We start from the raw sequence: 14163 nt of genomic DNA, 5'->3' as shown, positions 1-14163 counted from the left end.
GTGGGCCTGGTCATCGTTGCGGCGCCACAGGAGCCGGTTTGGAGAGTCGGGTACCGACCCGAGCCGTTGGCCTGGAGCGGGTGGGAGCACGCCACCGATGGGCGCTTCCACGGCCGCTGGGACGACCCGGACGGGACGTTCCGCACCCTGTACCTGGGCGAGTCCCTACTGGCGTGCCTGCTCGAGGTCCTGGCCTTCGCCCGCAAGGACAAACACCTGGCCGCGGCCCTGGCGGAGATCGACGAAGACCCTCAAGACGCCCGGGAACACCCCACCGCGGACCCCGGGACCCTGGATCCCGCGTGGCTGGAGCCCCGTTGCGCTGCCTCCGCGGTGCTGAGCGGTCGGTACTGCCAGGTGGGTGCGGCAGACACCGTGGCCACCCTCTACCCACGGTTCATCGGAGACGCCCTGGATGCCGGCTATGACGACTTCGACGCCAGCCTGCTCAAAAACGGCGCCGCCCGGGCCATTACCCAGGCCGTCTCCGCCCACCTGTACCTCCAGGAAGGCATCGACGGCATCGAGTTTGCCTCCCGGCACGGCGACGAACTGGACCTGTGGTGCCTCTATGAACAACCCCACGACGCACAGATCAGCTCACACCTGTTGAGACTGACCGAAGTCACCCTGCACCCGGACACCCCGGAACTGCAGCAGGCCCTCGACATGCTCGGACTGCACTGGGCCCCCACGTCCTAAGGCGCGACCTGCGTCCCGTGCCAGCAAAGTGGGACGAGTCGCTGCATTAGATGCGAGAACTCCCCTCTGACCGTTGTCCGATAATCGTCGTTATGTAAAGTCGAAGGCGCCATGTTGGCGAAATGTGCGAATTCGCCAGCGAGGACGACTCTCCCGTCACCGAGCCAGCGTGATGAGTCTCTGGATGCGGTGTTGGCCCCGCGTGAAGCCTCGAGGCTTAGAAGGTGGTCGACGGGCCGTGCTCTGACCTGCGGTTTCTATGGGGGTTGACCGGATTTCGCGTTTCGTGCGAAGGTTTCGCGTATTATGCGAGATGATCCGCGGGGTCCGGCCGGTGCGGTGTCGGGCGTGCTGCGCTCCGGAACGGGTGTGCTCCACGAGGCCGAGACGGTGTGGGTCGCGATGTTGGATGGCTGGGCGGCCCAGCAGTTCGCGCGGAATCTATCCCCTGGCACGGTCGAGGCGCGGCGGGCGACGGTGCTGCGGTTCCGCCAGTTCGCCGACTGCTACCCGTGGGAGTGGACGGCGGGGACCGTGGACGAGTTCTTCCTGGAGCTGCGGGCGCTCAAGGGCGCGGCCCGCTCGACGGTTCTGGGGTATCAGAACGCGCTGCGGATGTTCCTGGAGTACCTCACGGACCCGGCCTACGGGTGGGCTGAGCAGTGCTGGGACCGGTTCGGGAATCACCCCGCGCAGGTCTTCCACGAGTGGAACACCGCCCGGCACGCCCAGGACACGGTCGGGGCCCCGGGCAAGCGCCCTTACACCCGGGACGAGCTCGAGGACCTCTTCGACTGCGCCGACGAGCGGGTGCTGCGCATCCGTCGGGCCGGGGCCAAGGGCTGGATTCCGGCGTTCCGCACGGCGACGATCATGAAGGTCGCCTACGCCTGGGGGCTGCGCCGCAATGAGGTGCGAAGCCTGGATCTGGTCGACTTCGCCACCAACCCGCAGGCGAGGCAGTTCGGCGGGGCCGGGATCGTTTACGTCCGGCACGGCAAGGCCATGCGCGGGTCCCCGCCCAAGCGCCGGGCCGTGCTGACCGTGCCGGAGTTCGGCTGGGCGGTTGATTGCGTGGCGCAGTGGAGAGAGGACGTTCGTCCCCTTTACGCCCCGGCGGGGTCGACGGGCATGTGGCCCAGTGAGCGTGGCCGGGCTGCGATCACGGCGGATTCGCTGAGCCGGGCGTTCACCGAGGTCAAGCGCGAGGCCGGCCTGGACGAGGACCTGGACTTCCACTCGCTGCGCCGCTCCTACGTCACCCACCTGGTCGAGATCGGCTATGACGCGTTCTTCATCCAGCAGCAGGTCGGCCACGAGCACGCCTCGACGACCTCCATCTACACCGGCCTGTCCCCCGACTACCGGGCCCGGGTCGTGGACCGGGCCATCGCCCGCATGGCGGAGGCGGCGACGAGCACCGACACCGACAAGGAGTCCTGAACGATGAAACGGCACGTGGAGTACACCTGGCGGCTACGAGAGATCATGGCCGCGCGCGGGATGAACAACCTCTCCGACCTGATCCCCCACCTGCAGGACCGCGGGGTGAGTCTGTCGTCCTCCCAGATCTACCGGCTGATCGGGTCCAGGCCCGAGCGGATGAACCTGGCTCTGCTGGCGGCGTTGCTCGATGCCCTGGACTGCACCTTCGAGGAACTCTGCCCCACCACCGTCGTCGCCACCGAGACCCGCCACCGCCTGACCGGCACCGAGGCGGGCATCGCGAAGAAGGACGCCATCCGCCCGATCCGGGCCCGGATCCACCGACCCGAATGAGCAGGCCCGCCCACGGCGGTGGCTGCACCCGCTGCCACCGCACCGGGGTCAGGATCGTCACCATCTGGCCCGAGGGGCGGATCTGCCGGCGCTGCTACGAACGCGCCACCCGCATCCACGGCACCTGCCCCGGCTGCGCCCAGCACCGGCTGTTGCCCGGACTCCTGGAAGGCGCCCCGGCCTGCACCGACTGCACCGGGATCCCGAGCAACTTCCGCTGCACCCGGTGCGGGCGCGAGGACGAACCCGTGCGCACCGGACTGTGCGCGCACTGCTGCCTCGCCGATGACCTCACCACCGTGCTCGATGACGGCACCGGCACCATCGCCGCACCGCTACGGCCCTTGTTCACCGCCCTGACCTCGCAGAAGAACGCACGCAGCGCCCGGATCTGGCTCACCGTCAACCCACAGGCCGAACAGCTGCTGCGGGACATCGCCCAGGGACATGTCCCCCTGACGCACGAGACCTTCCGGAACCACCCGTCAGCGGCCAAGGTCGCCTTCCTGCGCGCCCTGTGCATCGAGCACCAGCTGCTGGAGCCGGTGAACCTCGACATCGAAGGCTTCCACACCTGGCTGCAGACCAAGACCGGCGCCCTGCCCGCCCAAGACGCACTGCTGATCAGCCAATACGCCCGCTGGACCCACCTGAATCGGATGCGCCACCTCGAGAGCACCGGGGCGCTGAAGAAGGGCACCTTCCTGGCCGCCAAGCAGTCCACCACCATGGCCATCGGCTTCCTGGACCACCTCAGGGCACGCGGGCACTGCCTGCAGGAATGCACCCAGCACGATGTGGACTCCTGGCTGGCCGAGGGGCCCACGACCCGCAGCCTGGCCCGAAGCTTCGTCCGCTGGGCCATCGAGCACGGACACCTGCCAGCCGTGGAATTCCCCTACCGCACCGCGCAGACCACACCGGTCATCAGCCAGACCCAACGCCTAGCGCACATCCGTGCCCTCACCGACCCCTCAGCCCCGATCCCCGGAGCACAACGAGTCGCGGCCCTCTTCCTGCTGCTCTACGGCCAGCCCCTCACCCGCATCTCGCGCATGAGCCTGGACCAGGTCCACGACACCGGAGACCGGCTCACTGTGGCCTTCTCCAATGATCGGCTCGAGATCCCGCCCCCGTTCGACGAGATCGTTCGAGCCCACCTGAATGCCCTGCCGAACACGAACACCTCCGCGCACCGGAAGAACACCTGGCTCTTCCCCGGCACCCGGCCAGGACAGCACATGCACCAAAACTCGATCATGATGGCCCTGCGTGAGCGCGGCATCGAGATCCTCGGCGCCCGCAACGCCGCACTCCGGGCCCTGGTCCTGGAAATGCCCGCGCCCGTCGTGGCCGACGCCCTCCACTACAGCTACTCCGTCACCGACCGCCACCGCCGCGACGCCGGCGCAACCTTCACCGACTACATCACCAACAGAAGCACCGGCCCCTGACCGCCAGACTCCCCCGCCCCGAACCGCCTTGCTCACTCAGAAAGTCGATCGAATACGCCGGTCTCGAACACGTAAGGCCAGCACTCGTGCCGGCTGGTCGTGCCGCACCGTGGTGCGGGACAACCGGCGGGCACTGGCATGTGAAGTCCGTCCGGACAGCGGGGTCAGCCGTTCGCGGGCGGGGTGCCTGCCGGCTCACCGGCCGGGGCCGCGCCACCGGGACCACCCATGCCGGTGGCTTCCTGCTGGGTGACGGCCCCTGCGTAGTCGCTGGACGGGTCGCGGTAAATGGTGTGGATGTGCCCCCACCCTCCCGTGGTGTAGCCGGCCACGTCAGCACCTGCCGAGCCCTGCTGGTTGGAGAACTCGATGTAGACGTCCGGGCCGGAGATCTGAAAGTAGATGCCCTCGCCGGCGGCCATGTCATAGACGGTCGACCCGGACCAGTTCACGTACGTCTCGTCCAAGGACGCCTTGATCTGCTCGAGCGCCGCGGCGGTGGTCTGCTCGTCGGCCAGCCCCACCCAGTTGGCGATGACATCGAGCAGCAGCTGCTGCTGCTCCTCGGTCAGCTCCGACCCGGCGATCCCGGTGCCCGTGGGGTAGTCACAGGTGTCCCCGGGGGCGCAGACGAGGTTGCTCACCTGCTCACCCTGGTACAGCTGCGCCTGCTGCTTCTCGCTCAGGCTGTCGTAGAAGGCGAAGGCCGTCTCGTACATCCCGGCCACAGGCTCCACCTCATTGCCGTCGGCGTCGGTGTAGACGGCCGGCTGGGAGCCCAGATGCGTCGGGGCGAACGTGACCGAACCCTCCGTGCCGTCGAGGGTGGCGTTGATCCCGAGGTGGTGGCCGCCGAACTGCACCTCCCAGGCACTGGTGTCGGAGGGATCGCCGAAGAAGGCGATGTAGTACTGGCCCAGGGAGTCATCGGTGCTGTTGCTGTTCTCCAGCAGGAACTGGTCCCCGCCCATGATGCCGGTGACGGACCGGTAGCCCTCCTCGCTGAGCAGTCCCTCGAGCACGGCCAGGGCTGCGGTCTGCTGTTCCTCGGTCAGGTCGGCCAGGTTCAGCCCGGCGCGCTGGACGAAGGTGGCGGGGAAGTTCGACCACGAGGTGGTCCTGGTCTCGTCGTCGTAGGCGTAGAGGATCTGCTCGCGCTGCTCTTCCGAGAGCGTTGCCAGGAAGTTCTGTGCGGCGGCCGTCGTGTCCGTGATGGTTTCCACGGTCGTCCCCGGTGAGGTGTTCCGCGTCGATGTCGAGGACGTGGTGCTGGCCGTGGTGGTGGTGGTGGCGTCGGTGGCCGCAGGGGCGCAGGCGCTGATCGACAGAACGCCGATCAGACTGAACGCGGCAGCCGTCTTGCGGAAGCGGTGGGTGGCGGTGGTCATGGTTTCTCCTTGTGATGCCGAAGTGGGGGTCCTCGCACTTCATTGGACGCGCCGGCTCTGTGCCGGCCACACGGTGAACCTGTGCTGGGGCTGTACAAGTGCCGTTCCGTCAGGAGCGGGGCCGGAGTGTCCTCGAACGCTTCAGGAAGTTGCGTGCTGGATCCGGGTGAGGACTGCCTCGGTCGTTGCGGTGGCGTCCACCACGCTCCATCCGTGGGTCCGGGCGAGGTCCAGATAGGCGGACCGGGCGGCCCGGAGATAGGTCAGTGTCTCGTGGTCTTCCGCGCGGGTGAGGATCCGCTCTTGGGCGGTCTCGGCCGCGACGTCGAGGACGACCACGGCGTCCGCGCGCAACAAGGCGACCGCCAGCCACGGCAGGACACGGCCCGGAGGCAGCCCCCGGACTTCTCGGAGCACCAGCTGGCACACCAGGTGGCGGTCGATGATCACCAGCCCGCCCCGGTGTGCGGCCCAGACCTGGGTCACGAGCACGTTGGCGGTGCGCAGCACGGTTTCCATCCCGTCCACCCAACGCACCGGGAGGTCAACCCCAGCCCGCGCTGAACGGCGGGTCAACCAGCGGCGCCCGGAGCGGTTGCGCAGCACGATGGCCGGCCGACCCAATTCCCGTTCCGCGGCCACCAGGGTTGCGGCCGTGGTCGTCTTCCCTGCCCCGTCGATGCCCAGCAGCACGATGGTCCGGGAGTGGCGGGCCCGGGGGAAGTGGGGCCACGGCCCTCGCGCTATCGGATCACCACACCACACTCGGGTGCCTCCTCATTCGACCATTGCTGGGACTACTGAGCAAAGGAACCATCGATTGCCTCACATGCGTGCTGGGCCCGCCCGGGGCCGATGACCTGCTCGTCACCCATGGGCCGCCGGGGCGCTGTCGGCTGGAGCGCATCACGACCACGGGTGCTGTTCTGGTCGGTGCTACTGCGGTGGGTGGTATGAGGGGTGGTCCTGTTCCAGTTCTCAGGTCAGACGGTGTGCAGGGGCAAGCGGACGGTGAAGAGGGTGCGGCCGGGGCGGGAGTCCACGGTGACGTCCCCGCCGTGGGCGGTCATCACGGAGCGGACGATGGACAGGCCCAGCCCGGTGCTGCCCTCCCGGGTCTGCCGGGAGGTGTCCAGGCGGCTGAAACGCTCAAAGAGCTGGTCCTGGAACGCTGCCGGGATGCCCGGGCCCTCATCCAGCACGCAGGCCTCGGCCCACCCGTCGCCGGTGGTGACCGTGGCGGTGACCGCGGTGCCGGGCGGGGTGTGCTTGCGGGCATTGGAGAGCAGGTTGGCCAGGACCTGGCGCAGCTGGGTGGGATCGGCCCACACCGGCACGGGATGGTCGGGCACGTCCAGGGACCACCGGTGGTCCGGGCCGGCGGCGGAGGCGTCGGTGAGGGCCTCGAGCATGAGCTCGGCCAGGTCCGCTTCACGCAGGTCGGGGGCGCGGCCCTCGTCCAGGCGGGCCAGCAGCAGCAGATCCTCCACCAGGGCGCTCATCCGCAGGGCCTGTTGCTCGACCCGGGTCAGGGAGGCCCGGCCGGTCTCGGTCAGGGGTTCGGTGAGCTGGAGCATGTCGGTGTAGCCGCGCACCGCCGCCAGCGGGGTGCGCAGCTCGTGGGAGGCGTCGGCGACGAACTGGCGCAGCCGGGTCTCGGAGTGCTGGCGGGCGGTGAGGGCGGAGTCGACGTTGGCCAGCAACAGGTTCAGGGCGTGGCCCACATCCCCGACCTCGGTGCCGGGCTCGGCCAGTCCCGCCGGGACCTGCTGGTCGGCCAAAGAGACCTCCCCGGTGGCCAGCGGCAGCGCGGCCACCCCGGCGGCCGCGGCCGACACCTGCTGTAGGGGTCGCAGTGACCGGCGCACCAGCACCCAACCGATAATCCCGGACCCGAGCACACCCAGCACCGAGATCCCGGCACTGGCCAGGGCGAAGGAGGCCAGAGTCTCCTCCTTCTCAACCAGTGGCATCCCCACCAGCACGGAACCCAGCCGCTCCGGATCGTCCAAGGCCAGTACCCGGTAGGACCCCGAGGACAGCGTGGCGTCCATCGGGTGGATCTCCGCTCCTCGGCGTCCGCCGGCGTCATCACCGAGCCGGGCCACGAGTTCCTCGAGCCGCTCGATGTCCTCGGTAGGAACGGGCAGTTCCGTGCCGTCCTCGCCGAAGACCCGGCCGCCGACGACCTCACCCTCGATGACGCGCACGGTCACCTTTCCGGCCAGGGGCGTGGGCCCCCGTGGGGAGTCGTCGTCCCCGTCCAGATCATCAACGCCTTGCACCCCGACCTCCAGCACACGGTGTGTGGACTGGAACAGCTGCCCATCCAGTTGCCGGGTCAGCGTCAGGTCCAGCGCCGCCTGCCCCAGCAGCCCCATGCCCGCGCACACGACCGCCAGCAGTCCCACCATGACCAGCAGCAACCGGGTGCGCAACGGCCTGGTGCGAACCCGCAAGGCCTCGAGGCGACGGCGCCACCCCGCACCAAGATCTTCACGATGGACGCCCCGAACCCCGCGGGCGAAGCCGGAGGACATCACAGGGCGGGTTTGATGACGTACCCGGCCCCGCGCACGGTGTGGATCATCGGGGCGCGGCCGGCGTCGATCCGCTTGCGCAGGTAGGAGATGTAGAGCTCCACGATGTTGGCCTGCCCGGCGAAATCGTAGTGCCACACCGCGTGGAGAATCTGGGCCTTGGACATCACCCGGCGCGGGTTCTCCATCAGGTAGCGCAGCAGCTCGAACTGGGTGGCGGTCAGCTCGACCGCCTCCCCGGCGCGGGTGACCTCACGGCTGCCGATGTCCAGCACCAGGTCCCCGACCACCAGCGTGTTGCTGTCCTGCGCCGCGGCCCCAGAGCGCTGCACGAGCCGGTGCAGCCGGATGAGCACCTCCTCGATCGAGAAGGGCTTCGTCACGTAGTCGTCCCCGCCCGAGGCCAGGCCCTCGATCCGGTCCTGGACCGTGTCCTTGGCCGTGAGGAACAGCACCGGCACCTCCGGATAGGACCGGCGGATCCGGGCCAGAACCTCCAGGCCGTTCAGCCCGGGCAGCATCCGGTCCAGGACCAGCACGTCGGGGGCGAAGTCGCGCGCCTGGGCCACGGCGTCGAAGCCCTCGTGGGAGATCCGGGTCTCCCACCCGCACAGGCCCGTGCCCATGGCCACGAGATCGGCCAGCGCCGGCTCGTCGTCCACGACCAGCACCCGGATCGGCGAGCCGTCAGGGTGGGTCAGGCGAGGCAGGACCTCGGTGAGAGCGGAGAAGCTGGAGGAGTAGGACATAGGTGCTCCCGGTAGCGGGGACGGCGATGACAACACCAGCGTGCAGCACCAATGTAGGCCTCACTGCTGTGGAACCTGTGCGCAGCCTGTGCCGTGACCCCCGGGTTCTCAGGTGGACCGGGGCCACCGGCACAGCCGGGGCACAGACTCCGGACGGAGGCTGGAATCACTTGCACCAATCACCCACCCCACAGCCCAGGAGCGGACATGCGCACCATCACCATCACCGACGCCGTCGAGGCCGCCGCCCGCGCGCAGTACGAGCGGGCCGCCCACCCCGCAGCGCCCTGCTGGGAGGACTGCACCGAACTCGAGCGCGCCGCCTACCGCATCGCGGTGCGCCCCCATGTGGAGGCCGCCGCCCCGTTCATCGCCGCCCGCGCCCTGCAGGACGCCGCCACCGCCTTCGCCACCACCCGCCCCACTGAGGCCGCCCGGCGCAGCCTCGAGTACCCCGCCGTGGAGCTGCAGGCCATGGCCTACCGGCACACCGCCACCCAACGCTCCACCGCCCCCACCCACACGCTCACCGCACCGGCCACGACGACGACACAGGCCACCGACCGGAGCACCGGAACCGGGGCGCTGCGCCGAGCCCGCACCATACTGGACGCGTTCGGCGCCTCGAAGACTCCCAACGCCGCGTAACCGTCACGCACAGCATGGTTGAACAGGTCGGGCCTTGGCCGCTAATAGGTGTCCCAGAATCATGCCCTCGATCCGGCTCGGTGCTGGCTTCTCCCTATGGCCGATCTCTCAGACAGTCGTCCCATGCCGTGGTGTGATCGGTCCGCACGGTAAACATTTGCAAAGTCGCGTCACAGCATTCCAACAGTCGAGCCCTAATGACGCCCAGAAGGCTGGAAGGTGAGACGGGTCTTCGGACCCGCGCCGGTGGGCAGGGGGCCCACCCGGAGATCACCTGGGGGCTCAGCCTGTGATGACCGCATCTTCCCACCACCCGATGCCGGGCACCTCGCCCAAGAACCCGAAAGCAGCGCCGTGGGCGCCACCCCCCCCATAAGGCTCTGACCGACGACGCGGTCGATGCCGCAGCGGGCACCGCGGCCGCACCGGCCAAGCGACGCCTGGCCGGGATCGACGCCGCCCGCGGTGTGGCACTGATCGGGATGATCTCCATCCACATCCTGCCGGCCTGGAACCCCGAGACCTTCGAACCCACCGCGCAGTGGACCGTCTTTGCCGGGCGCTCCGCGGCCCTGTTCGCCCTGCTGGCCGGGGTGAGCCTGGCCTTCTCCACCGGCGGCCACACCCCGCACACCGGCCGGGCCATGACCGCCGACCGGGCCGGGATCCTGGTGCGCGCACTGCTCATCGCCGGCCTGGGCCTGGCTATCAACCCCGTGATCCCGGGCATCACCTCCGAGGAGGTACCCGCGGTGAACATCCTGGTCTACTACGGGGCCTTCTTCCTGCTGGTCATCCCCTTCCTGCGCCGCTCCGTGACAGCGCTCATCGCCTGGGCAGGGCTCTTCGCCCTGGCCGCCCCGGTACTCACGCACCTGACCCGCGATGCGCTGCCGGTCTTCACCGACCTCAACCCCGGCTTCGCCGATCTCGCCGCGCAACCCGCAGCAGCAGCGGCCCATCTGCTGCTGACCGGCACCTACCCCGCCCTGCCCTACCTCGCCTACCTCCTGGCCGGGCTGGCCATCGGGCGCCTGGACTTGGCCGACCTCCAGACCCAGGCCGCGTTGCTGTCATCCGGGATGATCATGGCCGTGACAGCGTGGTTCGTCTACTGGGTCCTGATCCTCCAGGCCGGCGGCTACGACCAACTGATGAACCACACCCCCGCCCTGACCGAGGACGGGATCGACGACATCATCATCTGGGGCCCCGACCCGATCCTGCCCACCACCACCTGGTGGTGGCTGGCCATCGCCGGCCCGCACACCAACACCCCCCTGGCCCTGGCCATGTGCCTGGGCTCGGGGACGGCCGTGCTCGGACTCTTCCTGCTGCTGGGCCGCACACTCGAGAAATGGCTGCTGCCCCTGGCCGCCATGGGCTCCATGACGCTGACCCTGTACTCGACCCACTTACTGGCCCTATCCACCGAGGTGCACTACGACCAGCCCTACCTCTGGTTCATCATCCAGGTGGTCGTGGCCGCGCTCTTCGCCACCGCATGGCAACGAGCCCTGGGACAAGGACCTCTCGAACGGGTCGTGGGCAGCAGCGTCAAACTCACCCGCCGAGCAATCCTCGGCGGCCATCCAAAGGCCTGAACCCCTGTGTGCACACCGGCAACCACCACCGCCGCCCGCTCACCCAAGGCGAATCGAGGCATCGTGACTCTCCACTTCCAGGAGTACTCGGGGTCTGCCATCGGGCATGAACTGGGCCTTCCCCACAGCTGGCTGAGCACTGGCGTCGTGGTCTCCATCAAGCAATCGCCCCAGCTCTTAAAATCGAGGAAAGGCCGTTCGACGAGATGATGCCGGCATATCTGCAACCGAGCCTCCAAAAGTTTCCCAAGGGCCAGAAAACCAAGGACCAGGAAAAGGTGACGACCTGATGATTGTCGACTTTGAGGGCGACATGACCTGTATGCAATGTCGAAAGGTCTTCGACTTCGTTCCGCTGAGTACTGCTGTTCAACCTGGATGGCCAGCCGGGGTCACCCTGGTCTCCGCCGGTGATATTCCGGTGACAGAGCGCGCCCAAAGCGTGTTCTGGACCGAGGACTCCTGGCCGACGACCTGCGCCTGCTGCGACCCCTGGGGCTGGGTTATTTGCGCATTCCCTGCAGGAACTTCGGCCCTCCGAGACTGAGCCTGATCGTTATGGAACCGGCCCGCTGACACGGAAATGCCGGCGCCCGGAGCGCATAAACGCTGGCCGCCGATGACCGCGCGCCGACACCTCCGCCTCACACCACGTCCAACTGGGGACCGATGCAACCGCCGTGACAAGGCGGCCGGTAGCCGGCCATATGTAAAGCGGAAGCCTTCTCCGCTGGGGCCCTGGTGGCATGGAACCCAACCTGACACCTTCCGGTGCGGCGGTCCCGCTGTGCCGTCGCGCGTCGAGGTAGTCCGATGGCTGGCCGCGAACCGACCGTGCCGTGGCTCGGGTACGGCTACGGCTTCTGCGGACGGGTGCGCGGGTGATCGTTGTCCTCAGGCCAGGTTCGACACGCCCGTGTAGGTCGCGTAGGCCGGGAGTCCGGTCCGTTCGTAGACCTGGAGGGCGAGCCCGCCCGGGGTGGTCTGATTGCTGACCAGTTGCAGGCGCGCTGGCGCGCCACCGTCGGGGAAGAGGCGGCGCCCGTGGCCGAGGACGACCGGGGCCACCACGAGCCGGAGTGCGTCGATCAGTCCTGCGGCCAGCAGAGACTGGGCCAGTCGAGCGCTTCCGTGGATCTGAAGCTCGGCCCCGGGCTGCTGTTTGAGTTCTGCGATCTGGGCCGCAACGTCGCCGGAGAGGACCGTGGTCGGCTTCCACGGGCCGGTGGTCAAGGTGTGCGAGGCGACGTACTTCGGCAGGCTGTTCATGAGCTCGGTGAAGGGATCGTTCGGGTCGGTGATCTTCGGCCAGTCCCTGGCGAAGGCGTCGTAGGTGCGCCGGCCCAGCAGCAGTGCCTCGGCCTGGCCCAACCACTGCGCGGCGCGGTTGATGAACGCCTCGTCCAGGTAGGGGACCAGCCATCCCCCCTGGGTGAACCCACCGCTGGTGTCCTCCTCGGGTGATCCCGGGCCCTGGGACACCCCGTCGAGACTCACGAACTCGGTGACGGTCAGCTTCATCGTCTTCTCCCTTCGGTGGGCGTGGGTCTAGGTCCGTGGCTCGACGAGCTCGGGCGGCAGTCTGGTGACGGTGCCCCAGCCCTCGTGGAAGCCCAGCCGTTCGTGCCGATCACGATCGGGTCTGCTGGCTTCGCCCGGTTCCTGTCGGAGGCCGGCACAACAGCCCGGTGATGATTCACGGCAGGAGTCCGGAGTCGCGCTGACCGGCCCCCCACCGCTTGTCGGACTGTCGCGCGACAGTTCCCATTGTCTGGCAACTTTCGCGCCCCGGGGCCCTTCGCTCGCGCAAAACAGGTCGCCGTGTCTGTTCACTATCGATTGACTCGGGTCGGGGCCTTGTTCCAGGCTGGACGAGTTCCCGGGCGGAGACGATTTCGCCCTGACCGATCGAGGAAGGAGTCACCATGGTGGATCTCGGAGGCTTTGCGGACAAGGCCAAGAATTTCGCCAGCGAGAACCCGGACAAGGTGGAGCAGGGCATCCAGGGCGGCGGCGACATGGTCGATGAGCACACCGGCAACAAGTTCCAGGACCAGGTGGACCAGGCCCAGGAACACGCCGGAGGTCTGGTCGGCGAGCAGAACCCTGAGGATCAGCAGAACTGATCCGCACGTGTTGTCGCGGGCCTCGGACCCCATGTGGGGCCCGAGGCCCGCGTCGTGACGTCGACCTTCAGTTCGAGGAGCCGGTTTCCCTTCCCGGCACGGGATGCGGCGCCCAGGTGTCCGACCGGCCCACTCGTGCGCACCCCTCGAGGCGGCCGCCACCGAGCACTCGACCGACCAGCCCCCTGCCCCTTGCGGGCCTCCACAACGGGTCGTTCCCACACGACTCCAGCACTGCCCGCCCCCAGGCGGTGGGCACAAGGCACCCAGGGGCAGGCGGCGCTGAGCATTCGGACCGATGTGCCGCTAGCAGCGTCTAAAAGGACATCGATACGGTCTCAATAGGTTAGGGCGGCGGGGTTCTCGGTGGGCTCAGCGCCGATAGTCTGGGCGCATGCTTAGAGGATTCAAAGAATTCATCATGAAGGGCAACGTCCTGGACCTCGCCGTCGCCGTGATCATCGGTGCCGCCTTCGCCCAGGTCGTCAACGCCCTCGTCGAGTCCGTGCTCATGCCCGCCATCTCGGCGCTGGTGGGCTCACCCAACTTCGACTCGTTCGCGATGATCACACTCAACGGCAACGACATCCGGTTCGGGGTGCTGCTCACCGCCCTGGTCAACTTCCTGCTCGTGGCCGCCGCCGTGTACTTCGCGATCGTGTTGCCCATGAACAAGATGATCGAGGCCCGCAACCGCCGCCTGGGCATCGCCCCCGCCGACGAGGAGGCCGACCCCCAGGTGCAACTCCTCACCGAGATCCGGGACGCCCTCAAACAGCGCTCCTGACCCTCTCCGCCCGCCAGGGCCCGTCCCGGATCTCGGGACGGGCCCTGCTCCTTTCCTCCCCATCCATACGAGAAGACGTCTCGGAAAACGAACCTCTACCGCAGCACGGTCCGCCGCTAACGGGCCATATGTAAAGCGACAACGACTCTATTCGCGGTTTCTGCACATCGTGAGGTTCCGGGTAACGGCCCCGATGCTCCCCCAACTGCCTTCTGACCTGGGCTTATCCTGCTTGATCACCGCGGGGTGACGTGCCGTGCGGGATGCGAATGGCCCCCGGACCTACCATGCCCGTTCGGCTTCTAGCCTGGACTTTCCCGGTGACGATTGCGGTACACGCAATCTGTGTGCGAGTATCGCAAGCATCTTCTGACATCCAAGGACGA

The 14163-nt window shown here is 68.1% G+C and carries 13 protein-coding genes; 8 read left to right on the top strand and 5 right to left on the bottom strand.

Going from position 1 to position 14163, the window contains the following annotated elements:
- The 4 genes from CK505_RS15930 to CK505_RS15915 all read left to right on the top strand — a co-directional run bounded on the left by CK505_RS15930 (position 1) and on the right by CK505_RS15915 (position 3935).
- Positions 1–702: an RES domain-containing protein gene (locus tag CK505_RS15930; protein WP_062737340.1), complete on the top strand. Its 702-nt coding sequence runs from the start codon at positions 1–3 to the stop codon at positions 700–702.
- A 348-nt stretch (positions 703–1050) separates the two neighbouring features.
- Positions 1051–2145, top strand: a complete 1095-nt coding sequence (locus tag CK505_RS15925) for a tyrosine-type recombinase/integrase (RefSeq protein WP_255250981.1) — start codon at positions 1051–1053, stop codon at positions 2143–2145.
- A gap of 3 nt (positions 2146–2148) precedes the next feature.
- Positions 2149–2481: a helix-turn-helix domain-containing protein gene (locus CK505_RS15920; protein ID WP_095651690.1), complete on the top strand. Its 333-nt coding sequence runs from the start codon at positions 2149–2151 to the stop codon at positions 2479–2481.
- Positions 2478–3935 carry a hypothetical protein gene (locus CK505_RS15915; RefSeq protein WP_095651689.1) on the top strand — a complete coding sequence of 486 codons (1458 nt, stop codon included), beginning with the start codon at positions 2478–2480 and terminating at the stop codon, positions 3933–3935. The genes CK505_RS15920 and CK505_RS15915 overlap by 4 nt, the downstream gene beginning before the upstream one ends.
- Positions 3936–4099: 164 nt before the next feature.
- On the opposite strand, the gene CK505_RS15910 is transcribed toward CK505_RS15915, so the two are convergent.
- From CK505_RS15910 to CK505_RS15895, 4 genes are all read right to left on the bottom strand, one after another.
- Positions 4100–5323, bottom strand: a complete 1224-nt coding sequence (locus tag CK505_RS15910) for a DUF3500 domain-containing protein (protein ID WP_095651688.1) — start codon at positions 5321–5323, stop codon at positions 4100–4102.
- Between the two features lie 141 nt (positions 5324–5464).
- Complete coding sequence (locus tag CK505_RS15905) at positions 5465–6016, bottom strand: AAA family ATPase (RefSeq protein WP_095651707.1); 552 nt, start codon at positions 6014–6016, stop codon at positions 5465–5467.
- A 290-nt stretch (positions 6017–6306) separates the two neighbouring features.
- Positions 6307–7761, bottom strand: a complete 1455-nt coding sequence (locus CK505_RS15900) for a cell wall metabolism sensor histidine kinase WalK (RefSeq protein WP_251356359.1) — start codon at positions 7759–7761, stop codon at positions 6307–6309.
- Between the two features lie 101 nt (positions 7762–7862).
- Entirely contained in the window at positions 7863–8612 is a 750-nt protein-coding gene (locus CK505_RS15895) for a response regulator transcription factor (RefSeq protein ID WP_095651686.1), read from the bottom strand.
- Between the two features lie 207 nt (positions 8613–8819).
- Between CK505_RS15895 and CK505_RS15890 the strand changes: the two genes are divergently transcribed.
- Both CK505_RS15890 and CK505_RS15885 read left to right on the top strand, forming a co-directional pair.
- Positions 8820–9260 (top strand): hypothetical protein, encoded by a 441-nt coding sequence (locus CK505_RS15890; RefSeq protein ID WP_095651685.1) that lies wholly within the window; start codon positions 8820–8822, stop codon positions 9258–9260.
- Between the two features lie 380 nt (positions 9261–9640).
- Entirely contained in the window at positions 9641–10864 is a 1224-nt protein-coding gene (locus tag CK505_RS15885) for a heparan-alpha-glucosaminide N-acetyltransferase domain-containing protein (RefSeq protein WP_255250984.1), read from the top strand.
- 894 nt (positions 10865–11758) lie between these two features.
- Here CK505_RS15885 and CK505_RS15880 read toward each other — a convergent pair.
- On the bottom strand, positions 11759–12385 hold the full coding sequence (locus CK505_RS15880) for a dihydrofolate reductase family protein (RefSeq protein WP_017834501.1): 627 nt from the start codon (positions 12383–12385) through the stop codon (positions 11759–11761).
- A gap of 404 nt (positions 12386–12789) precedes the next feature.
- Between CK505_RS15880 and CK505_RS15875 the strand changes: the two genes are divergently transcribed.
- Positions 12790–12990, top strand: a complete 201-nt coding sequence (locus CK505_RS15875; protein WP_017834502.1) for an antitoxin — start codon at positions 12790–12792, stop codon at positions 12988–12990.
- 394 nt (positions 12991–13384) lie between these two features.
- Positions 13385–13777, top strand: coding sequence for a large conductance mechanosensitive channel protein MscL (gene mscL, locus CK505_RS15870; RefSeq protein WP_031283557.1), 393 nt, complete (start codon positions 13385–13387; stop codon positions 13775–13777).
- The last annotated feature ends 386 nt before the right edge of the window (positions 13778–14163 follow it).

The organism is Kocuria sp. WN036 (genome assembly GCF_002287015.1).
Lineage (GTDB): Bacteria > Actinomycetota > Actinomycetes > Actinomycetales > Micrococcaceae > Kocuria > Kocuria rosea.
This window is presented reverse-complemented; position numbering and strand designations above follow the sequence as displayed.

Coding starts and splice junctions, on each gene's coding strand:
- mscL (WP_031283557.1), top strand. CDS start 13,385: ATGCTTAGAGGATTCAAAGAATTCATCATGAAGGGCAACGTCCTGGAC.
- CK505_RS15915 (WP_095651689.1), top strand. CDS start 2,478: ATGAGCAGGCCCGCCCACGGCGGTGGCTGCACCCGCTGCCACCGCACC.
- CK505_RS15890 (WP_095651685.1), top strand. CDS start 8,820: ATGCGCACCATCACCATCACCGACGCCGTCGAGGCCGCCGCCCGCGCG.
- CK505_RS15910 (WP_095651688.1), bottom strand. CDS start 5,323: ATGACCACCGCCACCCACCGCTTCCGCAAGACGGCTGCCGCGTTCAGT.
- CK505_RS15880 (WP_017834501.1), bottom strand. CDS start 12,385: ATGAAGCTGACCGTCACCGAGTTCGTGAGTCTCGACGGGGTGTCCCAG.
- CK505_RS15920 (WP_095651690.1), top strand. CDS start 2,149: ATGAAACGGCACGTGGAGTACACCTGGCGGCTACGAGAGATCATGGCC.
- CK505_RS15895 (WP_095651686.1), bottom strand. CDS start 8,612: ATGTCCTACTCCTCCAGCTTCTCCGCTCTCACCGAGGTCCTGCCTCGC.
- CK505_RS15875 (WP_017834502.1), top strand. CDS start 12,790: ATGGTGGATCTCGGAGGCTTTGCGGACAAGGCCAAGAATTTCGCCAGC.